The sequence below is a fragment of the Paraburkholderia solitsugae genome (genome assembly GCF_013177695.1).
Classification (GTDB): domain Bacteria; phylum Pseudomonadota; class Gammaproteobacteria; order Burkholderiales; family Burkholderiaceae; genus Paraburkholderia; species Paraburkholderia solitsugae.
This window is the reverse complement of sequence record NZ_WOEY01000158.1, coordinates 1-24,789: the sequence shown is the minus strand read 5'-3', so window position 1 is coordinate 24,789 and position 24,789 is coordinate 1. Positions and strand designations below refer to the sequence as shown.

The following is a 24,789-nucleotide window of genomic DNA, read 5'->3' as shown; positions in this document are numbered from 1 at the left end:
GGTCGTGTGAGACTGGTAAGCGCCTAGCCATCCCATCTTGAGTTGCGTTGACGGTCTTGGGAGCATCGTATCCACTAAAAATAGGTGGACGCGTGAACACTATCGAAGAAGAAGTGCCGCTCGGCCGGCGTCGACGCCGGCGCTATAGCGTCGAGTTCAAAGCCCAGGTGGTGGCAGCCTGCCAGGGGCCGGGTGTGTCGCTCGCGGCCATCGCGTTGCGCCACAAGCTGAACGCGAATCTGCTCCGACGTTGGGTAGAACAGGCCGAAGGGAACGAGTGCTTTATCATCGCACGCAGCGAGTTGTCGGTGCCGTCGGCAGCGACGCCGGCATTCGTGCCGCTCCCGCTCGAGACGGAGGACGTGCGCCCGGCTGAGATCCGCGTGGAAGTGTGCCGCGCGGACCAGTCGATCACGATTAGCTGGCCGACATCAGAGGCAGCACAATGCGCCGCCTGGCTGCGAGAGTGGCTCGCGTGATCCGCATTGATGAGGTGTGGCTGGCAGTCGACCCGCTGGACATGCGTGCCGGCTTCGATACGGCGCTGGGTCGAGTGGTTGCGGTGTTCGGCGCTGCGCATCCGCACCATGCTTATCTGTTTGCCAACCGGCGGGCCAATCGCCTGAAGGTGCTGGTTCACGACGGAATCGGTATCTGGCCGCTCTATGTCGGGCAGCTCGACATCGGCGCCGAACAGATGCAGACATTGCTTGACCGGATGACAGCCGAACTGGTCAAACGGGGTCGCGTCAATGAAGCCCTTGATGTATCGCGGCAGGCCTACCTGCAGGCGGTCCGGTATCAAAACAATAACGCACGAATATGTGCCCTGACTTATGCCGAGAGCATTGGACCGCCGAGGGCTTCGATTCGGGACCGCATCTCCTGCGCTTTCTCTGTATCGCCAGTTTTCTTATACGTTAGGAAGAGATCCACGAGCGCACCGCGTGTCAGAGGGTCGAGGCTAATAGCCTTATTTAAGTGTGAAATTGCGGCGGTGTATTCTCCCAGATCTCGTTCTGACCGCCCTAGGGCTACCCATGAATTTGGGTTCTGGGGAGCTGAGACGATAGCCCGAAGTGCCAGGGCTTTCGCTTCAGAGCTCTTCTTGCTGGCTCTCAGAACTTCGATAAGCAGCAGCATTTGCTCAATATCCTCCGGGGAGTTTTCGACGGCTCGCCTGCATCGCTGTTCCATCTCCTCGCTCTTACCTCCGAAGAAGAGCGACAACGGGTCATCGCTGTCTGGATCGAAGTTTACCGAAGCCGAACGAATGGGCGCTAACTCTCGCAGCCTGCGGACGACTCTGTCCGTCTCTGGGGGCGTATCGCCGGCGTACGAAAGTTCGTCGGAAAGGGACAGCTTGGAGACTGTGATGATCTCCCGCCGCTCATCAAGCGGAACTCCAGCCGTTCTTAACCGCATCTTGCAAAAGAAGCCAAGCGGCGAATCCGCTCCTGCGAAGTGCTCGAAACCTTCCTCCCTGCAGATTTGCTTCAGTGCATCAAGTATCGCTGGACTATTTTCAACCGGTTGTACCATCAGGTATAGCCTTAGTCCCCTTAGGCGTGTCAGGGTTTTACGCAACGCTTGATGCACTAAACTTATCACCTGTCTCGTGCTTTCCGTGTCCACTCGGCGAGTGCTATTTCTAACATCACATTGACGGCAATTCAGACCGCTTCCCTCATCCCTGTTAGTCAGTATGTGCACTCCGCAACTCGGGCACACGTGAAAATAGAGGGGAGTAGGTCGAAGCTCAGCGTTACGGTTAAGGTCTGGATTACGCTGAAAAAGGTTCAACGATTCCACGAACCTGTCCGCATAGTCTTTTCGGTCAATGTCGTCGTAAAAATCAAAGGCGAAGCGATTTTCAGGCAAGTAAAACATGACATTAAAAAACGGTAGTGCGGCCGGCTCAAAGTGCTTGCCCGGAGAAATTGAAGAATTTCCCGTCAACGAGGCTGTTCGGACCAACCCATCGGGACTGGAAAAATCCTTGGCAGTTTGAAATGTATCCGGCGTGGCGGCAGTGGACGTGGCCTCAGCCGCTGGATCTTCTTTGTTGGCTTGCTTACGCAGCACCGCTATAGTCATCTCAACCGCCTCTTTGTCAAGGCGGTCGACTTCGTCGCCCGGAAGGTCCCGTCTGGCCGCTTTCATTAGTTCGTCGGCGTCGCCTTTGTGGCCAGTCAATGTACTTGAGACTAGTGCTAGCAACAACCACTCCCGCGACATGTAGCCCTGCTGGTGAGCGGCAAACAAGGCAGTACCCGCATCCTCCCACCGACCAAGATTCTGAAGGCACACGCGCGCAAAGGCGACCTGGATATGGGCTAAATGAGGAGCCAGGACGAGAGCCCTTTGATATTGTGATGCCGCATCATCGTACTGGCCAAGTGCAACGTAGGCGTTCCCTAGGGCTGCAAAGGCGAGGGGCTCATCATGGTGCGTGCGTATAAAGTGACTTAATAAGTCAGCCGCCTTCAGGTGTTTTTCCCCTTCTGCATATACGCCCGCCAAATTCACTACTATTTTAGCGAGCTGCGCGTCCTTCGCGTTCCCCAGCAATTCGCTGTAGATTTCTTCTGCATCCTTCAACCTTCCAACTCGTTTCAAGCTGAGTGCGTACTCCGAGAGGCAATTCAACCGATCCGCCTGCTGCATCTGATCTTTCAGGGCCTTTTCGAACCACTGGAGCGCTTCCTGATCACGGTCTAAGAGAGAGAGGGACGTGCCTTTCAAAACAAGAGCCTTACCACTCCGAACATCTTCCTTGATCGAATCAATTATTTCGAGCGCTTGTGCGGGTGCATCAATCTTCAAAAGCCCCTCGGCGATATCGGGTAGCAGCGCGGCTTGCATCTCTCGGAAAGCGCCGTACAACGCGCCGCTATTCACGAACATCTCCCCAAGTTCATTGCGGTGGGCCTGTACGGACTGGCCGAGTTTTTGAACTATCTCGTCGAACGACGGGCGGTGTTTCGGGTCTTTCGTACAACAACCCTGCGCCAATTCCTTCAATGCAAGGAGGATCGGCGACGAATCAGAAGATTTCTTCCAGTGGAAAAAGGAGGCTTTGGGGCCCGGGCAACTTTCGGCAAGCTCGGAGAGGATAACTCCAGTGGAGTAGACATCGGTAGCTGGCGTTGGGCCCGTGGACGCGTACTCAGGAGCCTCGTATTCCGGCGTTGTCCTCAAAGGTTTTCCCTCTATGCGGCCGATTGCAGCGAGCCCAAAATCGGAAATCAGAACGGGGCCGCCGTTATAAAGGATATTGGCAGGTTTCAGGTCGCCGTGACTCACGCCAGGTACCGCGTCTCCTGCGAGTTTCATGCCAATCGCCAACTGCCACGCAATCGTAAACGCCTCCACAGGGTTTCCCGCCTTGCGCCCAATAAGATCGGCTACCGTTCCTACGTGTCTTTGATCTTCGTCGATTGCCGCCATGACGACGAACAACCGTCCCTCGTGCTCCTCGATGCGAAGCGCAGGCATGATGAAAGGGGTACCCGTCAGGCGAAGCCAAATCGTGATTTCTCTCAAAAAGGCGCGCCGGCTTTCAGGATCAAAGAACAGACGGGGCTGAAAGCTCTTCAGCGCATATTCAGCTTCCGAATCCGAGATGCCGCAGATATAGACGTCACCCATTCCGCCACGCTTTACCTGATAGACGGACCAATGGCCGATCTTCCCGATAGCTTTGTGTTTCTTTGGCGCACCCGGTCCAGGTGGCTGAGAGAGAGGAAAGAGCGGGTTACCGGGTGTTGTCATGACTCACCACAGAAATGGTTTTCAATTCACATGCCAGGCGTCGCCGAGGCCCCGTTGCGTCTGCGCTCGATTTCGTCCATCAACTTGTCAAAATCCGTTGCAAAGAATTGCCTGACTTGGGCGACAGCCCTTGACTCCGGAGACAGAAGCACCGCTTTGAGCAGAATCCGCTCCGAAATGCTGGAGGTCTGCTCTTCTGCCGCCAGTTGTTGAGCGCGGCGCACATCATCGCGATTGAGCCAATCGAAGTCTTGGAACGCTCCCGGCGCAGCGGCCGGGAGTTCATTGTCAAGATATTGGCGAAAGCGGGCTCGAAGTTCTTTGGCCGAGTTAGGCTTCACCGCGTTGAAAACGGAGGATGCAAATCCGCCTTCATACAACATGACGAGTAGAAGGGCGGGGGTGAAGTAAGGCAGATTTCGCGTGCGCATATCTGCCTTGGAGGATTCAAGCAAGTCCTTAAGGTCTTGTGTGAAAGGAACGCCGTAGTGACGCAGCCAAAACTCCACGAGCAGTTTGTGAGCCGGATGATCGAATCCGTTAGGCTTGACGGTGGAGAAATGATCCGTATCTTTCAACATCCTGACGGTGAAGTACCTTCCGGCCGACTCGCGTTCAACGACAAAATGCTTGTCCGGAAGGAATTTGCGATGAAAAATAAAGTGGTTTTCGCAAGCTTCTATGCCGACAAGTTGCGGAATCGCCTTCTTGTCTAATAGTTCCTTGAAGTCATCGTCGAGGTTCCTCAATACATCGTTTCCCCATTTGAGATGTACGCCGAGCTGATTGTCATAGAAGCTTGCAAGTCCACCTATTGTGTCCGCCAGCTTTGCACCGTACGACGGAGACGCTATCAAGACAAGGCCTATTTCTTTATCTTTAAACTTCTCGGCATGCCTCGTGAGCATATACCGTACAACAATTCCCCCGGTGCTATGGCATACGAAGACAATCCTCTTATGTTCGAGCGGGGGCCTCTGCAGCTGTCTGTCTGGAACTGTCAGGCCGCTGAGCAACTCTTTCGCGCAATCGGAAATATCATATTTGCCGGCGTCGACCGCTGTGTAGAAACCCCCGAGGAACACGGCCGGATGCTGAAGCCGGGCGTCTTCGGTAACCAGTTGAGGCCAATAGGTTGACTGCTCCCCGTTTTCCTTCGCTAGCCAGCAACCAAGGGAGTCAGAGAGGATGCCGTGCACGAACACGATCACGGACGATGAATCGTTAAGGGTGTACCAAAGGTTGTTTGTACCTTTCGCGGGGAGGGCTAATGATGGCGTCATAAAGACACTCTCAAAGTTCAAGTTGCCAGAATTATTTATACACTTCACACACAAGCCGTACCATGAATTTGGCTGGCTCACGTGCGACTGGACGTTGCAACTATCTGGGCTTCGTGTCCTTTCGAATAAGGATTGAGGTCAGGCTACGTGCAGTGTTTAATACGAGCGAACCTTGACGCCTTACCGGAGAATTCGCTTGGTGGCAAAAGCCCCTCCGCATGATTCTCGTTGATTTTAGTCATTAGGCATCCGTGATAGAAGAAGGCTGTACCCTAACAGATAGGTTTTTCGACGTGTGATTTCGGCTCAATTATGCATTAAGTGCATTCTCCTGCCTCACAGTCCTTTGGGGCCAGTTCGAGCTGAGCTCAGTCTGCGCCGAAATGGCAAAACTTCCGCTCCTCGCAACGACGTAACCGATGTCCGGTATCAAATCGGTAGCAGGATTAGATTCGCAAAACGCCTATCGGAGGCCTGCTGTAACGACTGGTGAGGATTTCCAGGAGTCAAGCGCAGCAGAGAAGTGACTGGGCCCTTCTCAAGGGTGAGGACTTTCAGGATGCCGAAATCCGTTGAACGGAACTGTCTACCCGTTAGGGACGGGCGCCCTGGTAGCGGGCGCCGCAAGACCCTAAAGAGCCTTCACCGCTGTGACTAGACTATTGCCAGCGGAGATCACGGTGCCCGGGTTCTCGGTGATAATCGCCGCACCGAGTGACAAGACGAGACCTGCAATCTGGATTGCGGAAGCAGCGTCCTTTAGTTTGCTTACCGCAGAATTCGCGGCCTGTGTTCCATCGGTTAAAGCTGAGACCGCGGCGGCGGAGCTGGTGATCACCTGCGCAACCGCCAAAGTTCTCAAGGTGCTTGCCTGGGCGCTGAGATTGGACGATAGCTTTCCGAGTGTTATTGCCTGCGCTCCCTCATAGCTCTCTGCGGCTTGTTCTTGGTCCAGGTCTTCTGCTAATGATTGGCTCGCGTCAGCGAGGTCGTTGATATCCATGATGGTCTCCAGTTATGAACTCGCCGCTAAACGCTTTTAAGCGCTTGAAGTGCTGTATTGGCCTCCTTTATCAAGGGGGTGAGTTGAGCAATGGCTGTTTTCGCGCCGGCTTTGCTTAGAAGATTGTCCCGGTTCGCGTAAAGAACGCTGTGCGCAGACGCGATTTTGTCCAGGGCGGTCACATAAGCATTCGCTGCTTTAATCTGAAGGTCCAGAGTAGCGAGATTATTGGTGATTGCCTGCTGGAGAAGATAGAGCGACGCAATGTCGGCGGCACCTGAGCGCTGAAGTTTGGGATCCAATCCTGCGACGCCAGTGCTCGACTGTTGCGGTAGCTTCGATTTCATTGCTTCAGCTTTAGCATTTACCTGGAGAGCGTGCGTTACCTCGGCAAGCGCTTTGACCCTGTCCTCGACGTTCGTTAGGTCCTTTATCACGCCCTCCGTGACAATCTGCTTCTCCGCTGCGACCAATTGCTGAAACGCGGGCTCGGATTTCCCGATGATGGTGGTAAGTTGTTCCTCGCGATATCCCGCCGTTACAGCATCTCCAAGAAACGTACAGATATCTCCTACGCCGGAGATCATTCCTGTGGTGAGGCCGAGATCTGGCTTTGCCTTCGACAACGCAGTGAGGCCCGTGGTGACACTTTGTGCGTCCGTGCTTGTCTGCACGAGATTATTGTTTGCCAACGCGCCCAGGGATTGCATGTAGTCGATGAGAACCAGGTGTAACGAATCAATCTGCGTTACCTGCTCGTTACGTTGCTTTGCCTGGGCACTAAAATCTATCGCGGAAACTACAGTGATGTTCTGCAGCACGTCGAGCGCGTGTATCTGGCCGGGGACACTGGCGTAGGCAGTCGTCAGAGTGTGCAAGCTGGTCGCGTCTGGCGTAAGAGACGAGAAACTTGTCACGGCGCTTGGATCCGTTGTGCAGCCTGAGGCGAGCAGAGCGAGGATGAGTAGCCGACGAGAGTTCATTTACGATTCCCTTAGTGTGCTGCTAATTGCCGAGATTTGATGGCTGCTACGCCAGTTCAGTTCTTGATTGACCGGGCCTACCCGGCGCTATCGTCGAGTCCCTCCAAAGAAGCGGTCGGGGATATCAAAGAGAATGTTGGCTGTGGCCCGACGTAGTATTTGAACAGACAAGAACCAGGAGTCACCCTGCATGAGCTGTCGCCAAGTAGATGTTGGCAAGACGTTGCCACAGTCTGCATCAAGATCGGCCGGCTGCAGGACGGCGAGCAGACATTCAAAGGCCATTTGAGCCGCATCATTGGTCGCCGGAACCTAGAGTGCCGGGTCCAAGGGAGTTATCAAAGCCAACATCAGCGTGTATTCCTCGGCGGCAATCTGCCTGAACTTCATCTTGACCACCGCCAATCGCTGATTCACGTCGTCCGCAGGAAACAGTCGAGCTGCTGCGTCTTGGAGTACGGCTTCGTAATTTTCCACCTCGGGTAGTTGTGGCGATGTTATGCCGTCGGCCGCTTTGACAAGTAAGTAGATGGAAACAACGTCACAGAGGCCGATTGGCATCAATGCCGACGCGTTCTCACCGAAATGTCTTCGCACAATGGCCTGCGAGCCTAGTCGTAAGGTGAAGCGAAACGGGAACCCGGTTCGGATTGACAGTAAAACGGGATCCGCCGCCGCGACTTGTTCGACAGAATTAACTCCCTCTGCCTCGAACGTCGCAACGATCGGAAGCGTTACACCTTCTAGCGTGAGAAGCTTGTCGGGTTGGTTTTCCCTCTTGTCTGCGTCGGTAACTTGAGGAAATCCCATGCGCCGTACTATTTTCAACAGCGCGTCTACGGGAAAGGTGCCGAGAGAGAAAGCAAGGGCTGTATGGAGACCGTCAGTACCAGTGAGTGCGTTCGCAACAAGCGCGAGAGGAACGGCAAGGAAAAGACGTAGTGAGTACCAGTAGACATCTGTGATGTTTAACGACCTGCGTCTTATGCTCAGCACGGAGTCGCTTACGACGAACATGAACGCACCGGCCAGTGAGGCAACCAGGAGTTGCTGACTTAATCCATAGACGCAAGTCGCTTGCGAAAACTTCCGGCAATGCGGGCAGGTGTAATTCCAACCAACGAGCGCGGCAGCCGCGTAGGCCACAAGGAGCAGAATCGCGAAGGGTGGGACGAACGGACTAAGGCCGTACTGTTCATGATAGATTCGTGCAAACAGACGGTCGCAGAGGTCGAGGTTCTTGTCGGCGAGGACACGCCATGTTTCACTGGAAACGGGCTGCCCCGTTAGCTCGCCCGCGTCTTCCAGCGCGTGGATGAGTCGTTGTGACCAGAAGCGCTGCAGGTAGGCTGAAAGAGCTCCCTCTTTCAGACTGTTCTGAAACTCTTGATATCGTGTGAACCAACCTACACTCAGAAACGTAATTAAAGGCGCTGCTGACAAAATGGTAGCAAAGGCGCCCAGCACGAAGATAAGCTTCAGTGGTTCTTCCGGGGAGCTAGGATATTGCGCGCGTGTCGGTACAACGAACACCACAAAGAGGCCGCCGCCGACGTTGACGGCTATCAGCATAGCTGTAAGCCAAAAGGCCCGGCCTGATGCCATGAGATGAGATTCGCCGAGCGGCGAGGGTTTGCGTCTGTCCGGTCCAACACGTTGGGATTGCGCTGCCACGACTCATCCCCTAGAAAAATATAGTTGTTAGCTTCTCGACTTTTAGGACACTTTCATTTGAGGTCTTTCAAAAGCACAACAACGCCACCCACCCGAAGAGGAGGGGATATTGCGAAAACTATGACACCTACTACCAAGCGCCAAGACTACCGCGACCGAAATCAGAACGCGCCGACGAAGGCAATCGACACAGTTGTCGGGTAAGAGGCAATACTTCGCATAACAGATAACTGATTTGCAGACGTCCAGCCACTCCGAGATCAGTCGCCCGGTATTCTGTTTCGCGAGTCGTAAAGAATACTAGGCGAAGCCTACGGAAACACGAAATAGGGTAAACGCCCGTGTATTGGGCGCGATCGAAAAACAGAAGCGAACGCTCACTGAAGTGTATGCCAGCAGGGAGTATTCGATCTCAATTAGATATAGCGGCATCTCCCTAAACGGTGAAGGGTATTGGCAGGTGGGGATTCCAGTACCATCGGAACGCCTGCAGGATCCCGTACCTCAATGGCAAGCCATGGGCGCTTGATAGACATCGTGGTGACTCGAGAATGCGCATCGACTTTTACGGCTTACGGGAACGCAACGTGCGCGAAGACAATACGTGGGCGCGGCGTCATTTTCTTTGACGCTGACCCAGTGGTCCCTGTTCTTGTAGCTTCTTCGGGTTTCTTTTAAAACCTCGGTTGGTTACGCGAGTTCTGCGCCTTCACTTTTCGATAAACAGAGGCCGTTTTGCCGCACGTATCTGTGCATCGAGACGCCGTTCGTGTTGACGAGCACGCTTGCTGTGAGCTTTTCCGGTTGGTGCACCAGTGGTCCGTTTTTCAGGCAATTTGCTACGTGGAATTACAGCGTCGATCTTGTCTAGCGTCAGGGTTGCCAAACGACTTCGCTCGTCACTTGAGATTGGAAGGTAGGCCATCAATTCGCGTTTGCCACAAATAGTACTGGCGGCGGAGAAGGAAGATGGCATCGAAGCGGGCAGTGATCGTCGTTCTGTCCTGCAAACGGTGAATCGCATCGCGGCGAACTTGCGTTTCGCCAAAGAATTGCATTTTCTTTGTGAATTCTTCACCAAAATTTTCCGGTCTTGACCCGCACACATGTCCGATATTGGAAAATTGGCCATCCTCCAACTCAACTAAAACCCCTTCCAAATGTTCTTGGTGGCAGGTGGTCAACGAGCAACGCATCAATGTGCGCAAGTAGTAAGGTGAATAACGCGCTTAAGTTTAACTAGGGTCTGATCAATGCAGTCGACATAGCGCTCCAATGTTCGAAAATCGGAAGGATGTTCCAACTTTTTGAATTGACTCGTGTCCATGACACCTAATCCTTGGATGGATATACATACTGTGTATCCATCCAGGTAAAAGGTCAATCACCGGTTCGCTCTCGTGTTATTCGGCACGCGCTTCTCACGATAGCTTTTTGTCGGGTGAGGCGAATCGTAAGCGCTAGCGCGGATAGATATGCGGATCTGTGCAGATTCGTTTTCGTTGCGTAAAGAGACTTCGCTTGAGAACGATTATGAGACATCGTTGGCCGGGATATTTCCATCCGTCATGAAGCTTGGAATGCACGAATGTGGGGTTCGAAGGGGCAGGTCGGTGGCGGAAATAGGCAGGAGCGGACGTCGAGTTCAGGTAGCAACCGAACTGTCATCCCTTAAGCCAGCAGTCTGCGGAAGTTGTCCACAGTTTCCGTTGGAAAATCTGTGAGCAAATGTGGCATTGCGGTGCTGAGGGACCGATGCTACGACGAACTTTGGTGTTGCACTGCCCGCGAACGCCACGTCGCCGTTCGCGCACCGTTTGACTGCGGGCCGAGCGACAAGTCCGTGATGATACAAATCGTTATTCGGGTAATGAACACGCTGACCGACGGGTATAGACCGCAATGCGGATACCTGGCGAGATAACGTTGGGAGGGCAACGGTCGCAGTACGTCGCGACTCGCCTCGGCAGCAGATCGGCAACGTATTGGTCGATCGGATAGATTACGTCCGAGTCTGATCGACCAACGGCTCGTCCAGTGCGCTGACCGTCAGCCCTGCACCGTTGACGAGCGTGTGGGCGATGCTATGCAGGAAAAACAGGTAGTCCCGCAGGCCTTCTGGCTCGCAAAGGTTAGTACGCGTCTCATTGAGCTTACGCACAGCGCTCAGTATCCGCGTCGTGTCGTAGCCCGATTCCGTCGCTGCCAGTTCAGCGGCGTCGACCTCACCATAGGGTGTCGCGGTCACCGCGGCTCTTGCGCTAATGCAGTCGTTAGATTCCATCAACGATCTACAGAAGACTGGCATGAACGAATAACGCGCCGCGTTTAGTGGAGTGCTTCGTTAACCTAAATATACTCACTTCGAATACCAATCTGCGCTGGTCAACGTTCTCACATATAGCAGTATGTTGCGTGTCGACTGGCTTCCGAAGCATCACACTCTGAAGCAGGATTCGCTTTCCGCGCAGCCTTCTGCACAAATGTCCTAGTGTCAACCCGCCAAGATCTTGCGATCATCGCCAAACCAACCTCGGCAAACGGTAAATAGGGTATACCTTCGTTGGTATCGACTGGGTGAAGGCTTATTTTCTATCTAATTTCATGGCAGCTTTGCCCTGCGTTTTGCAATGCCCGAGAAAATCGATTTGAGATGTAGATGGAACAGATCGGCATACTCCCCTCGCGTAGGAAAGGCAGAAAGACTTTCTCGATGCGCAAGCGTGATAGCGCGCCTGACTTGATCTCCGTCGTTCGCAATTTCAGGTGTGAATTTTGAACTGAGGTCGGTTCGGGCCACTCCACGCAATCGCGACCTATTAGCAGCATCCTCCATGGGGCGATTATGACAATTTCCATTCTCGTCAAGCTCAAGCTGCCTACGCCTAAACGGCTGACAACGTCGCAAGTGGCTGAAGAGGGACCCGAACGTCCGCCACCGGAGGACATTCGCAATTATGAATCGTCTCGATGGGCCTTTATGAGAAAGCGAGGCATCACGATAGGCCGTCCAGGCAAGTCGAATGCGACGCTTCGATATCTTTTCGACGCACCGAAAGCGACTGCACAGAATCGCGTTGGATGGTTTCGGATTGAGCTCGCACAGTCCGGCGCATTGGGTGCTCGCAGCGGACATCCCTGGGATATCGCTCATCTGGTTGTTACTCGAAAGCTAGACCTCAAGGGCGTCGAAATTCTCGCAGCGGAACCGGACCTCGAACAGCAGTGGCTATGGCGGGACTCGCTTGCCGACTTTTCCGCGACGAGTCAGCGCGTTCGCGCTTCGCAGCGCAGACAAACCGCGGAGCGAGTCAAGGAGGACTCCGTCTTCGGATGGCATTTGGAAAAAGATTACACGGATCTTCTTGGCGCGCAGAAGTTGGTCGACAACGCCAAAAGCATCACAATCGCCCATCTGGACACGGACATTGATTTTTTCCAAAAGGCGAAACCGCGCAACCTCTCGCACAAAAAGGCCCGCAGCTTCATCCGGGATGCTTTCCGGCCAAGCCATATCGCGACCGCTGTTGATTCGATGGTCAAGGCGGGGCACGGCACCGGCACGATCGGTATTCTTGCCGGCGGCAAAATCGGCAAAGATGGAAAAAGTAAGCGTCTGCGGCAGACTGGGGCGCGCCGCTCCGCAGTTGCCAACCAAGATAAATCCAAAGACGACTTGGATATCGGAGCGAGTCCTGAATCATATATAGTACCTTTAAGCGTCGCAAATCCCGATGGCGTCTTCTGGACCAGTAGCATTGCGCAAGGAATCGACTACGCCACTCGAATAGGTGCTCGTGTGATCTCGCTTAGCTTGGGCGGGGTGCCGTCGTGGGCGTGGGCTGATGTCGTAAATGCTGCGTATGACGCTGGCATTGTTGTCGTGTGTGCGGCCGGCAATAATGCGAGAGGAATTCCAACTAGTCTGCTCCTATATCCGGCTCGCTTCCAACGTGTGATCGCCGCATGCGGTGCTACGCGAAAGGGAAAACCCTATTCCAGTCTTGGCCGGACTATTGAGGGGAATGCCGGGCCCGCAAGCCGGATGACCTCGGCAATGGCCAGCTACAGTACTGATATCCCGTGGCTCGTCAGCGGACAGCAGAAAGTCACTTTCGATGGTGCGGGAACTGACGCGGCAACGCCGCAAATCGCAGCCGCCGCCGCGTTGTGGCTAGCAAGACATGACACAAATGAACGCGGACCTGCATGTGTTGAAGCTGTACGTTTTGCGCTTTTCGAGAGCGCGAAGAAGACGCACTCAATTTCTCCCGACCGCTACTTTGGGCGAGGAATATTGCGGGCGGAGAGCGCGCTCGGAATCGTAAGCCCAACTGAGCTCATGGCGACGCCGGAGGATGAAGCATGGTTTGGGTTTTTGCCAAAGCTTTTGCGAGGATTGGCTGATCCCGAGTTGAATCCATGCGTTCTCAGAATGCTTTGCTTGGAAATGACTCAACTCGCGCTGAACTCACGCGCGGCTCGTGAAGCGATTCCGGATCCTGATCGACCAGACAAAGACATCCCGATACGCCAGAAGCGACGCTTCCTGGAAGCGATTGCAGAGGAGCGTACGGCATCTATTTCGTTACGGACATTCTTGCAAGAGGCGTTTGAGTACCGCTCCGAACAGCGCTACTCGACGATCCACGAGCAAAGAGAAGACGGCGCGCCTCCTCCGAGTTCCGGCGCCGAAATTCGCCGGCGTGTGCCGCTTGTTCCGAAGCCGACCACGCGTCGATTGCGGGTTTTCGCTACTGATCCGGGCGACAGCGACAAGATGCAAAGCGCCTTCACCAACGTCGCTACCGTTTCGGTCCCGTGGGAGCGGTTGCGGCGTGGTCCGACGGGCGAATACCTCGAAGTGATCGATATTGATCCGGCCAGCAACCTCGCATATAGCCCGGTGGATCTCGACGACCGGCATTTGCTTGCGCAAGACGGCCATGCCCCGTCAGAGGGACACCCGCAGTTTCATCAGCAAATGGTCTATGCAGTGGCAATGCGAACTATCAGGAATTTTGAAATTGCACTGGGCCGCCGTATTTTGTGGTCTGAACGGCGGCCATCGAAAGAGTCCGATGCAACCTTTTCACCCGCACCGGGCGGTGGATACGTTCAACGCCTCCGCATCTACCCCCATGCCCTGCGAGAGCACAATGCTTATTACAGCCCGGACAAAAAAGCGCTCTTGTTCGGATACTTTGCTTACGGAAAGCCACCCAACGAAAAGACGGTGTTCACGTGCCTATCGCACGACATCATCACGCACGAGACGACGCACGCCGTGCTGGATGGACTTCATCGACGGTATCAGGAAGACACCAATCCCGACGTCCTTGCGTTTCACGAGGCGTTCGCCGATATTGTGGCAATTTTTCAGCATTTCACGTTTCCTGAGTTGTTACGATTCGAAATCGCACGTTTGCGTGGCAGACTTGATGGAGAGTCGGCGCTCTCTGATCTGGCGCGACAGTTCGGAAACGCACTGCATAACAAGCGCGCGCTGCGGCGCGCCATTGGTAGCGAAGCACATCCCGACCGCTATAGGACGGAGAGGGACCCGCACGGACGCGGTGCCATTCTCGTCGCTGCGGTTTTTGATGCCTTTCTGACGACATACGTACGTCGAACCCGGGATCTGTTGCGGCTTGCCACCGGTGGCTCTGGTGTACTTGCGGCCGGTGCGATCCATCCAGACCTTGTTGACCGTTTGGCAAAGTCTGCGGTCGAGGTTGCGCAGCGTGTGCTTACGCTATGTATTCGCGCACTAGACTACATGCCCCCTGTCGACCCCTCCTTTGGTGATTACCTGCGAGCAATCGTGACGGCCGACGCTGACTCCGCGCCGGAGGAAGAATCCGGATATCGCGTCGCATTTGCAGAAGCGTTCAATAAGCGCGGGATCTATCCTGTCGGCATCGCCAACGTGTCCCCCGATAGCCTGTTGTGGCATTCACCCGAAGGGCCAGTGCAGTCGGCGCGGCTCGGCGATTTTCTGCGATCACTGGATCTTTCCGCTTACACGCAAAGCGACCGGCGTAACGCCTTCGCTTCGGCCAAGCAGAATGCCGCGCGCTTTCACAATTGGCTGGAAGCTAATATCGATGAGGAGATGGGTGATGCGCTCGGCCTTGATTTCCGCACGAAAAATTGCGGTGAACGTCTGCCATTCGAGGTCCATTCAATGCGTCCAGCGCATCGTGTTACAAGCGAAGGCGAGCATCGCCTCGACGTGGTCGCGGTGCTAACGCAAAAGCGAATGGAACGTTTGAGACCGAACTCCAGGGACAAGACCAAATTTACGTATCGAGGGGGGTGCACGTTGCTACTCGATCGCGAATACGATAGTGACCCGATTCGATACGCGATTGCCAAGCCGGTTTGGGCCACGGAACGTCTTAGGCGCATCCGGCAATACAGGAGCGAAAAGCTATCATCATCTGACTCACTTGCTGCCATGACATACGAAGATGCAATTGAAAATTTTTCGGAGTTGCACGCTGGACTAACGTGAGCAAGCCATGGAAACCTCGACGAATAAAACGTTTTCCACCGTAGCCGCCGATGCATCAGCTGAGCATTTGCCGCACGACATGCGCCTAGTGGTACGTACGTATCGACAGGGTCTCGGCGACTGCCACTTGCTCTCACTGATTTCAAGAGTCGGACACCTGGACCCGCAGGCGGCCCCTTCGTTTCACATGATGATCGACTGTGGGGTAATCCTCGGTACAGAAGGAGCTCGCGAGAAGATCGAAGACGTCCTCGATAGCATCTACGAAGAGACTGGCGGTGAAATCGACGTGCTGGTGGTGACCCATCAACATTATGATCATGTGTCTGGATTTCTATTGGCATTGAATCGATTCGAGAGTTTTGAAGATTCAAGGAGAGGCGACTCGGATGCCGGTGATGGAAGGCAACGCATCGCAGATTCCGATTATCGTAAGTTGTTGCGTATCAAAGAGATATGGCTTGCATGGACAGAGGATCCTCTCAATGAGGATGCGCAGCGCCTGACAAGGCAGCGGGAGGACAGTCTCCGGAAATTGAAGGAAGTGGTGACTCGCCTCAATATGCTGGGAATGAAAGAAACGGTCACCCGAAGCAAAACCGGACAAGTGCTGCGTTTTTTTGGAGTCAACGAATCCGGCAAGTCGGGCTGGACGACGCAAGATGCTATGAACAATATTCGCCGTTTGGTGTCAGGCGACGAACACATCCGGTATTTAAGCCCAGGGGAATTCATCGAACCGTCAACAGCTCCCGGATTACGTTTCTACGTGCTTGGGCCGCCGCGCGACGATGCCGCCCTGAGAAAATTGACTGCAAAAGACGATGTTTATCACATTGCCACGCCGCTACTAAAGGAAGCAGTCGGCCTCGCGGCCAGAAGCGCGAGGGACGACGAAACCGGCGCTGGCTATGAACCGTTCGATAGGGCTTGGGGGCATCCACTTCACGCTTCAGACGGGTCCGATCTTGGCGCTACCTCCGATTTTCTCAAGGATCGATATTTCGGCCCCGAGAGCCCGACCGAGGAAGCCGATATTTCGTGGCGACAGATCGAAAACAATTGGCTGTATAGCTCCGAAGCGTTCGCGATGGCGCTTGACAAAGCGACTAACAACACGAGCCTCGTAATGGCAATTGAGTTGATAGCGTCAAAAAATAAGGAGGTTTTGCTCTTTGCAGCAGATGCCCAAGTGGGCAGCTGGCGCTCCTGGCACAGCTTGGAGTGGAGTTTCGCCGGCGAGAGTGTAACGGCAAAGAGTCTCCTAAAGCGTCTCGCCTTCTATAAGGTCTCTCATCACGGGAGCGGTAACGCAACGCCGAAGCAGTGTGGGGTCGAATTCATGAACAAACGTTTTGTGTCGTTCATTCCTGTCGACGGAGCGAAAGCTCTCGATAAAGGTTGGGGAAAGATGCCCCTGACTCCGCTAGTTACGGCGCTGCAAGAAGGAAAGCGAGTCGTTGTTCGTACAGATGAGGAGCTTCCAGACATTGAAGACTGTGTATTGCCCGAAGGATCGGCTTTGAGCTCAGGACGCGAAGGGAAGAAGATCAAGGGACCGTGCTACTACGCTTGGACTGTCACGTTCAGCAGCGAAGTTCGCTGAGGTGTCTCGTCATGTGCACTGGCATTCAGGCCCAAATCATATTGGAGAAGACAACGTAGGTTGAAGATGCCTTGATAGACCGGAGACTTCAGAGAGACTGGAATGTCCAAGAACATCGTGCTTTGCTGCGACGGAACTGCCAACGAGTTCAAACGTGACAGAACAAATGTCGTCAAGCTCTTCTCGACGCTTATTAAAGATCGAGATCATCAAGCAGCGTTCTATCACGCTGGCATAGGCACGATGGCACCGCCTGGCGCGCTTAGTCGTACCAGTGCTTTCATTGCGCAAACCGCTGGACTAGCATTTGGATACGGTCTGCAGGACGATATCCGCGATGCATATGTGTTCATCATCAACAACTTCGATTCGGGAGACAAAGTCTTCCTCTTCGGCTTCAGTCGGGGGGCTTATACTGTCCGCGCACTTGCGTCCCTGCTATATATGTACGGCGTCATCGGTAAGGGGAACGAACCTCTTGTGCCATACGCTATTCGGATGTTGTGGGCAATCCATTCCTTGAAGAAACGAGAAAAAGACGGCGTCACGGTGGAAAATGAAAGAAAAGTGCGCGATTACTTCGACCTCGCATGCGAGTTTAAGCGCACGTTTTCCGTCGCTGAATGCAATCCTCATTTTGTCGGTATTTGGGATACAGTCAGCTCGATCGGATGGATCGCCAATCCCCTAAGCCTACCTTATACAGCTAGCAATCCGGCGATCCAAGTAGGGCGGCACGCGATAGCGATTGACGAGCGCAGAGCTTTCTTCCGCTCAAATCTATGGACCCCAAGTTTGACATCAGGGAATGGCGGACCTAAGGACATGAAGCAAATATGGTTTCCTGGTGTGCACGGTGACGTTGGTGGAGGGTACCCGGAATCAGAGAGCGGACTGTCTAAGATTGCTCTTCAATGGATGCTCGAAGAGGGTGTCGCGAACGATCTGCTGATCGACGAGAAAAAATGCGCACTAGTTTTGGGCTACAACGGAGGAGGGTATGCAAGGCCAGACCCGAAAGCCAAGTTGCACAAGTCACTTACTGTGCCGTGGTGGGTCGCCGAGTTTGTTCCAAAGCTTCACTGGAATGACGAAAGGCAATCCAACGAATGGCGCATGAACCTTTTTGGCCGGCGAAACATGGGTGGCGCGCCGGTTGTTCATCGATCGGCAAAGGACCGTGGCGACGAATACGCGAATCGCCTTCCGCCTGAGGCAACGTTCATCTAGTCTGGCGGCCACCACTTACCTTGATCCTGCGAGCCGTTCCTTCTCGAAACTAACTCTCTGATGGCGAATAGACAACATCAAAACATGCGAATCTGAGTATGTGGTATGGCCCAAAACTGGTATGCAGGACACATTCTTGCGTTGTCGCTCGCACGAATGGCCCATCCATACGTCTAGGCTTCGAGTTAGCTGGTTGCCAGTACTCCTTCGAGAACATGATTCCTGTTACCTTCACATATCCAGCGATCGTGCACGCTTGGCCAGCGCATAAACGGGCAATAAGTGCTGGGTAAGCGTTGCACGAGCGCCGTCTTGACAGGTGCTCGTACAGCACTCACGTTGCAAGCTTTCGCGCTCGTCGGAGACTTTATGACGATAAGCGTGGAGGGGCTGGAGTCAGATGGTGTTGCTTCACGCCATCTAATTTTACGTCTAGACCTGATGAGCGATGAAGGGCGAGCTCAACGTCGCGCGAATCGACGATGCGGTAGGCGAACTGCTCTAGGACGCATAGCCGCGCAACTGCGAATTCGTGATCGACATAATTGGCATCACGGATCTGCCGCAATGGCGCATGTTTGCTGCAATTCTGGAAGACACTACTATCCCGGACTCGCAGGCAATCCAAGACCTGCGAATACGCGGTGCGTCAGCAGATAGCGCGAGCATCATTCAACGCGCCGAGGTCCTCGTCGAAGCTTCAGTGGTCGTTCAAACCAATTGAAGCATCCGATACTCGCGATAAGATATGAGACGACATCAAGGATAACTTACGTGACAGATGTGGATTGATATCTGGGCTCCGTTCGCCGGTCCGCTACTCTGGCTACGCCGCGCCTTGTCGTTCAGGCCTTCTGTCTACTATCGGCAAGGACCTCAACAATCTTGTCCCAGCGGCCATCAGCCTTCATTCGCTTGTAGAGCATCGGGCTTACTGAGAAGCCCGTACGTTGATTCCAGAGTTCGCTCCACGAAATTCCCGTCCCCATCTTGAGTATGACGCCATTTACCACGTCCCGAAGCGAATATCCGGATGGTCGGCCAGGGCGATCAGCGAGCCGGCGATACGACGCGACCGGCTCAATGAGGGCCCATTCCTGGTCAGTCATGTCCCATTCGTTGTTAATCGGAATCAAGCGAGAATCGCGGGTCTTGCTTGCAATCATGTACTGTATGTTTCCGCTGGAAAAGACGTAGCTTTCCCGGTCAATTTTTGCCCACTCAAGGGGACGTTCGAGCGGATTGAGTTCAAGAATGTCAACGCTGGTAGCGTAGAAAGTATCTCCCGCATGCTTTCCGTGTACGGAAAGCAGCACTTCGGCATTGGGAAGCTCGAAACCAATTCTTCCGGAAGATGCGAAGCGATAAACGCTGTTCCATGCGCGGTATGCAGTCGGATAGGCATAAAGCCATTCCATTCTTTGCGCAAGCTCGGCTGTTTTCCTCGCTTTCCCAAGTTCTTTTCGAGGCACAATCCCTACCGTAAATTCATTGCCATCGAAAATCGGCGAACAAAATTGCTCCAGCCCGTTCGGTACGTAGAGGAATTCCGTGATGCAGTTGTAGGGGCCGAACATGGTACGTTGAAGTAGCCACGCTGGAAGCACAATTCGCGTGCGGCCAGTCAATATGAGAAACGTTTCATGGTGCTCTGTCACGTCTGATTCGATACCAACAGCTGCTGCGTATTCGCGCGATGACGCTCGTTCCCAATCGCAGAACGAAGTCCTCAGCGTTATTGCCGCGGAAAGGCTGTCGCCCGGCCTGGACTTATACACCTGCATCGGGGGAAGGTATCTAGCCCGACCTAACTTATCAAGGCCGACCAGCGTCAATTTGCCGTCCACCCGCTCAAATCGATCTAGCCACATAAAACGTCTCCGGTGATGTCAGGAGACGTGTAGGCATTTGGTTTAGCTTGGGTCCGTGGTGGGTCAACAGATTTGGTTTCGTTACATCGAAAGGGTTAGTTACTTTGGCGCTGTTGGAATCACCGGGCGAACCAGCGTGGATTTCCAAAAGGTCCTCTGGCTCCCGGTGCGCCCAAAATCACCGCCTGTTTCATAGTCTCTTTGGGATGTGGCTGGGCCGACGGATAAAAGCGCTGGCTATTCGACTGTATCGACACAGAAGCATTGCTTCGGTGCCTGAGCTGGGAACGCCCAGCTAATCAGCCTAGCATCGCAATGATCCATCGACCGCAGACCATCCAAATCTTTTTGCCGGGGGCGACCCCCGTGGTATCCGTATCACGGAAATCACAACGCGTATCGTTCAAGTCATAGAAGTTCCACGAAGTCTGCTGGCGGATTTTTTGAACATGAGGGAAAGCGAGCAGTTGGCGTTATATTTTCTCGTAGGCGAACGAGACGATGGGCCAGGAAAGCGCCTCTATGTTGGCCAGAGTGGTGACGTCCGAAAGCGTCTCGCTGCTCATAACAAGGAGAAAGATTTCTGGGAGAAGGTGCTCGTCCTGACGACACGTACCGAGAGTCTTACATCCACTCACGCCTTGTTCCTTGAATCTTTGTTTATACAGGAGGCAAAGAGAGTCGGCAGATACGAAACCGAGAACGCGAACGAGGGTATGAGGTCGCACACTCCGCCGCCGTTGGTTGCCGACTGCCTCGAAATTTTCGAAACGAGCCGTGCTCTCCTTGCATGTCTGGGTCACCTCGCGTTTGAACCGTTGACCAAGCTCACATCAGACCCGACGTCTAGCCTCCGCTATCCGCGGGGACTCCGCATTCTTCACAATATGAGATGTACTCTTCGATGCGGAGCTTTTCTGCGATTTGGCGCAGAGAGCAGTAACGGCGCAGAAGTCCAACCAGCTCGTCTGTCTGACCTGCTTCGCGCAAGGGCGTAACGAGAGACGGTTTCAGTTTTTCGACCGCCCAGACGATGGCGTCCGGGGTGACGATAGGTTTGCCTGGCGCACACGACGTGTCCAATCTTGCAAGCAAGCGAACCGCGTAGTAGAAGGCTCGCTCAACAGCGTTAAACTCGGAAGACCGATTGGTGTACAGCTTGATTGTGTATTTTGATGACGACATTGTATTGACCTTTAGGATTCGGCACGGGCATGCCGGGCAAGAAGAGAATCTGTGTATCGATCGTTTTTAGCCGTTCGGTCGATTTCAAGGCTTGCGGTCAAGGGTGACTCGAGGAACCTTCCGGCGTCCACGGGTCTCGGGCCATACGAGATAGCGAAAACCGAACGTGGGCACAGAGCTGGCGTGTCGTCGCGATTCGTGTGAGTTCGCGACGGCGAACCAGACTGCAACTAAGCGTTCCGCGTCTCAACCTCTAGTCCTGGACCGCCTTGTATAGGGCCGTGCCGATTCGAGTGACAATACCGACTACGAGCGCATTGCCCATCAGCATCGCGCGGGTGGTTGCGGAGACTCTCGGGAAGTCGGTGAATCCGCGAGGAAAACCCATCAGTTCCTCTAGCTCTTCGGGTGTGAGTCTGCGCAGAAGCCCAGACTTCTCGCGAACACAGTGTTTGGTGCGCGATGGCGTGGTACCGCCTTCTGAGGTGATAATTGTTCGTGCAGGTTTGCTCAACGGGTCGGGAAAGGCCATGCTGCCTTCCGAGTAGTCGTAGGCGAAGCCATTCTTTTCTCGAGCGATGGTTTTTGCGCCTTTCGCTGCACGCCAGGCTGGCTCTGATTCTGGCTTGACGTAAAAATCCGTCGGAACAAGGCCAGTTTTATCTATGACGTCTCCCAATGTGAGAGGCGCAGTGCTACCTGTAAATTGGGTGAAATCTTCGATATCTTCTACGCGTGCTGCGCACGTCCACACGTGACCTTCGCACATGAAACCAGAGTTAGCGAAGCGACTTTTCCCGTTCGAGAGCTGACGATAGCTAAGCTGCTCGTTGAAGGGGTCGGCTTGAACTGTAAGCGCCGGCGCGTACCCATCGAGTTCACTGCAAAGTACGTTGGGAAGGGCAGCGTTCAGTACCCCCTCGGAATGCCATTCGCCGTTCTGCCTGTTTGCAGCTGCCTTTACCCGACCGTGGAGAGCTGTGGTGGTGTGGTAAGCGACGATAAACACGCGACGGCGCCGCTGAGGATATCCATAGTCGGATGCATTAATCACACGCCATTCCACGGCGTAGCCAAGGGAATGAAGGGCAGACAGAACGACGGCGAAGTCTCTTCCGCGCGATGGCGCCGGTGATGACAGAAGGCGGTCGACGTTCTCCAGTATGAGGTACGGCACTGGCTCGCCGTCAGCCGAACGTTGCTCCAGCAGCTTCGTAATCGACCAGAAGAGAACGCCCTTTCTACCCTCGAGTCCGCGTGATTGCGACAAAGGTCGAGCGACGCTGTAGTCTTGACAGGGAAAACCGCCGACGACCAGGTCTGGCTTCGCGTCACGAATAGCTTGCTGTCCCGTCGACGACTCAAGCAATTTAGCGATGTCTTCGTTAATGTGCACGTCGTACGGCCAATGAGCTGTGTAGATTTCGCTTGCATGCTGTTTCTTCTTTGATGGCTCAAATTGATTGCTAAGTGTGACCGTATATGGTCTACCGTGAACTGCTTCAAGGCCCAACCGGAATCCTCCTACGCCGGCGAAGAGTTCGACGACATTGAGTTCGTTTTGCTTTTGGCTACCTTGCACTGACATTCTGTTTCCTCGTTGAAGTGGAAACAGGTGTAAGCAGCAGGTTTTATCCGCGTCACGTACCGAAAATGCGTGGCCAGCAATTGAATTGATACTGCTGGTTGATCTTGCATAGACACGCGCATCGCGGGCTGATGCTGATAGGTATCGGGGAGGAAAAGGCTAAACCCGACTTCCTTGACGTTGGATGCAAATCCATCCAGCGTCACAAACAGAAAAGTCCGCCAAGGCCGCCAAGCCCCCCCTGAAGTGGGTGGGGAGCAAGTCTCGGCTTCTAGCGCAACTCCTTCCCGCGTTACCGCATGGGAACAGGCTCGTCGAGCCTTTTGTTGGAGGTGGTGCGGTGTTCCTTGGAACGAATTTCTCTGACTATCTGCTTGGCGATAGCAATTCACATTTGATTGAGCTGTATCGCACGGTGGCGGAGCAGCCAGAGCAGTTCATTGAGATGGCGTTGCCGTTCTTTAGCGAAAGCTATCGCTCCCAGGAACGGTTCCTTGAGATACGCAGCGCGTTCAACGAAGCGAAGGAGGGGCTTCTTCGGGCAGCACAGTTCCTTTACCTGAACAGATTCGGCTTTAACGGACTGTGCAGATACAACCGGTCAGGTCAATTCAACGTCCCCTATGGGCATCATGTCTGCGTCCCGAGCTTCCCCGAGAGGAAATCCTGAGCTTCGCAAAAAAGGGACAGCGAGCGACGTTCGCACATGCTGACTTTGCTTCTGTGATGCGGATGGCGAGACCCGGTGATGTCGTCTATTGCGACCCGCCGTATCTTGACCGTGATGGCGTCGCGAGCTTTCGAGCCGACAGTCCCGGAGAGTTCAGCTTCGACCGACAGCGCGAGCTTGCGGACATGGCAAGGGAGCTAGCGGACAGAGGTATCCCCGTAGCAATTTCGAACCATGATTGTGTCGCGGCACGTCAACTGTACTCAGGTGCCAAAATAATGGATTTTTCGGTGCGCCGTTCGGTGAGTGCCTCCAGTGGCGCGAGAGGCAAGGTCGCGGAACTTCTGGCAGTGTTTGGCCAGTAATCGGAAAGGAGAGATTGTCCCTGTCTCGAAGTGATGGCCGAATTGCAATCCGGTGATGTACAGTACCGATTTGAGTAAGTATCTTTTTTATAAAAATGGGGTTTTTCGAATGAACAAACAAGAACTCATCGACGCAGTCGCATCTGCAACCGGCGCAAGCAAGGCCTCAACTGGTGAGACGATTGATGCAGTCCTCAAGGTTGTGAGCAAGGCTGTGGCCGCGGGGGACACTGTGCAGCTGATCGGATTTGGCTCGTTTAGCCAAGGCACGCGCGCGGCGCGGACCGGACGCAATCCTGCAACCGGTCAGGAAATCCAGATTGCGGCAGCGAAAACCGTGAAATTCACCGCAGGCAAGGTTTTCAAGGACGCGGTTAATCGTTAAGGACCTGCGCCCCTGGCCCGGCGTGAGGATGCAACCTCGCGCCACAGGCCATGGCGCTTTTGTCCCGGGCAAGTGTGTCCGCCTCATGGTTCGACGCGGAAGCCTTGCTACACGCCGTAGTCATTCCGCAACCGTGGCGCGCTTGACGCGACGCTTACCTCAGAACGGAATACTGAAGCGGTCGTCCAGAATACGTTCTACCGCAGGCGCGATAGACATAATCAACGAGTAGAACGCCGGATGCGACTCGCTCCACTCGTCGGCGTCCAATATGTAAAGAACGTCCTCAAAGAATACCTTTCTGTGTGACTCAAGGTATGTTTCAAGGTCTAGCCACTCCGGCGCGATTGTTCGCACGTGACTGTACGTGCCGATGTGTGCCAGCAATTGTTCGCGAAGACCGCTGTGGGTGACGTCGGCTATTAACAGCGGAGCGAACTGCTCCAGCTTCGTCATAATTTCCTCCGCTGCGACTTCCGCGCAACCGTAATCAAGGGCTTGGTCCATTTCAGCAATCAACGAGATTGCTGAGATTGACCCGGTTCAACGGACAGATTTGCAGTTGGGTTTAGTGTGATGTTGAACCTCCCGGGAGTGTTGAGTCGCGGGTTGTCCACGGCCGGGCGGCGGGTCGCCTGTCACGACCATGACGCTG

Annotated in this window: 18 protein-coding genes and 1 pseudogene; 9 read left to right on the top strand and 10 right to left on the bottom strand. The window is 54.2% G+C overall.

Annotated features, from left to right (window positions below; translation table 11 throughout):
- The first annotated feature begins 92 nt into the window (after positions 1-92).
- Together tnpA and tnpB are read left to right on the top strand one after the other, a co-directional pair.
- Positions 93-479 carry an IS66-like element accessory protein TnpA gene (tnpA, locus tag GNZ12_RS39030; RefSeq protein WP_172317684.1) on the top strand — a complete coding sequence of 129 codons (387 nt, stop codon included), beginning with the start codon at positions 93-95 and terminating at the stop codon, positions 477-479.
- Positions 446-655: pseudogene (gene tnpB, locus GNZ12_RS45710) on the top strand (IS66 family insertion sequence element accessory protein TnpB); the annotation flags it as partial. The gene tnpA and the pseudogene tnpB, both read left to right, overlap by 34 nt.
- Before the next feature lie 179 nt (positions 656-834).
- On the opposite strand, the gene GNZ12_RS39020 reads toward tnpB, so the two are convergent.
- The 7 genes from GNZ12_RS39020 to GNZ12_RS38990 all read right to left on the bottom strand — a co-directional run bounded on the left by GNZ12_RS39020 (position 835) and on the right by GNZ12_RS38990 (position 10,965).
- Positions 835-3,774: a protein kinase family protein gene (locus tag GNZ12_RS39020; protein ID WP_172317682.1), complete on the bottom strand. Its 2,940-nt coding sequence runs from the start codon at positions 3,772-3,774 to the stop codon at positions 835-837.
- A 26-nt stretch (positions 3,775-3,800) separates the two neighbouring features.
- Entirely contained in the window at positions 3,801-5,057 is a 1,257-nt protein-coding gene (locus tag GNZ12_RS39015; protein WP_172317680.1) for an esterase/lipase family protein, read from the bottom strand.
- A 631-nt stretch (positions 5,058-5,688) separates the two neighbouring features.
- Positions 5,689-6,060: a hypothetical protein gene (locus GNZ12_RS39010; RefSeq protein WP_172317678.1), complete on the bottom strand. Its 372-nt coding sequence runs from the start codon at positions 6,058-6,060 to the stop codon at positions 5,689-5,691.
- Between the two features lie 26 nt (positions 6,061-6,086).
- Positions 6,087-6,938, bottom strand: a complete 852-nt coding sequence (locus GNZ12_RS39005; RefSeq protein WP_172317676.1) for a hypothetical protein — start codon at positions 6,936-6,938, stop codon at positions 6,087-6,089.
- Positions 6,939-7,355: 417 nt separating this feature from the next.
- A complete protein-coding gene (locus tag GNZ12_RS39000) occupies positions 7,356-8,615 on the bottom strand; it encodes a hypothetical protein (protein WP_235994037.1) in 1,260 nt (419 codons plus the stop codon).
- 1,001 nt (positions 8,616-9,616) lie between these two features.
- On the bottom strand, positions 9,617-9,901 hold the full coding sequence (locus GNZ12_RS38995) for a hypothetical protein (protein ID WP_172317674.1): 285 nt from the start codon (positions 9,899-9,901) through the stop codon (positions 9,617-9,619).
- Between the two features lie 818 nt (positions 9,902-10,719).
- Positions 10,720-10,965: a hypothetical protein gene (locus GNZ12_RS38990; protein WP_172317672.1), complete on the bottom strand. Its 246-nt coding sequence runs from the start codon at positions 10,963-10,965 to the stop codon at positions 10,720-10,722.
- A gap of 597 nt (positions 10,966-11,562) precedes the next feature.
- Between GNZ12_RS38990 and GNZ12_RS38985 the strand changes: the two genes are divergently transcribed.
- The 4 genes from GNZ12_RS38985 to GNZ12_RS38970 all read left to right on the top strand — a co-directional run bounded on the left by GNZ12_RS38985 (position 11,563) and on the right by GNZ12_RS38970 (position 18,794).
- Positions 11,563-15,234 carry a S8 family serine peptidase gene (locus GNZ12_RS38985; RefSeq protein WP_172317670.1) on the top strand — a complete coding sequence of 1,224 codons (3,672 nt, stop codon included), beginning with the start codon at positions 11,563-11,565 and terminating at the stop codon, positions 15,232-15,234.
- A gap of 7 nt (positions 15,235-15,241) precedes the next feature.
- A complete protein-coding gene (locus GNZ12_RS38980; protein WP_172317668.1) occupies positions 15,242-16,840 on the top strand; it encodes an MBL fold metallo-hydrolase in 1,599 nt (532 codons plus the stop codon).
- A gap of 102 nt (positions 16,841-16,942) precedes the next feature.
- A complete protein-coding gene (locus GNZ12_RS38975) occupies positions 16,943-18,070 on the top strand; it encodes a T6SS phospholipase effector Tle1-like catalytic domain-containing protein (protein ID WP_172317666.1) in 1,128 nt (375 codons plus the stop codon).
- 532 nt (positions 18,071-18,602) lie between these two features.
- Positions 18,603-18,794, top strand: coding sequence for a hypothetical protein (locus GNZ12_RS38970; protein ID WP_172317664.1), 192 nt, complete (start codon positions 18,603-18,605; stop codon positions 18,792-18,794).
- Between the two features lie 121 nt (positions 18,795-18,915).
- On the opposite strand, the gene GNZ12_RS38965 is transcribed toward GNZ12_RS38970, so the two are convergent.
- On the bottom strand, positions 18,916-19,941 hold the full coding sequence (locus GNZ12_RS38965) for a transposase (RefSeq protein WP_172317662.1): 1,026 nt from the start codon (positions 19,939-19,941) through the stop codon (positions 18,916-18,918).
- Between the two features lie 1,438 nt (positions 19,942-21,379).
- Positions 21,380-22,714 (bottom strand): DNA (cytosine-5-)-methyltransferase, encoded by a 1,335-nt coding sequence (gene dcm / locus GNZ12_RS38960; RefSeq protein WP_172317660.1) that lies wholly within the window; start codon positions 22,712-22,714, stop codon positions 21,380-21,382.
- Between the two features lie 184 nt (positions 22,715-22,898).
- Between dcm and GNZ12_RS38955 the strand changes: the two genes are divergently transcribed.
- The 3 genes from GNZ12_RS38955 to GNZ12_RS38945 all read left to right on the top strand — a co-directional run bounded on the left by GNZ12_RS38955 (position 22,899) and on the right by GNZ12_RS38945 (position 24,134).
- Positions 22,899-23,384, top strand: coding sequence for a DNA adenine methylase (locus GNZ12_RS38955; protein ID WP_172317658.1), 486 nt, complete (start codon positions 22,899-22,901; stop codon positions 23,382-23,384).
- A complete protein-coding gene (locus tag GNZ12_RS45705) occupies positions 23,300-23,749 on the top strand; it encodes a DNA adenine methylase (RefSeq protein WP_172317656.1) in 450 nt (149 codons plus the stop codon). Before GNZ12_RS38955 ends, GNZ12_RS45705 begins: the two co-directional genes overlap by 85 nt.
- A gap of 109 nt (positions 23,750-23,858) precedes the next feature.
- A complete protein-coding gene (locus GNZ12_RS38945) occupies positions 23,859-24,134 on the top strand; it encodes an HU family DNA-binding protein (protein WP_172317748.1) in 276 nt (91 codons plus the stop codon).
- 159 nt (positions 24,135-24,293) lie between these two features.
- Here the strand turns inward: GNZ12_RS38945 and GNZ12_RS38940 are convergent, their stop codons facing one another.
- Entirely contained in the window at positions 24,294-24,641 is a 348-nt protein-coding gene (locus GNZ12_RS38940; RefSeq protein WP_172317654.1) for a hypothetical protein, read from the bottom strand.
- Positions 24,642-24,789 lie beyond the last annotated feature (148 nt).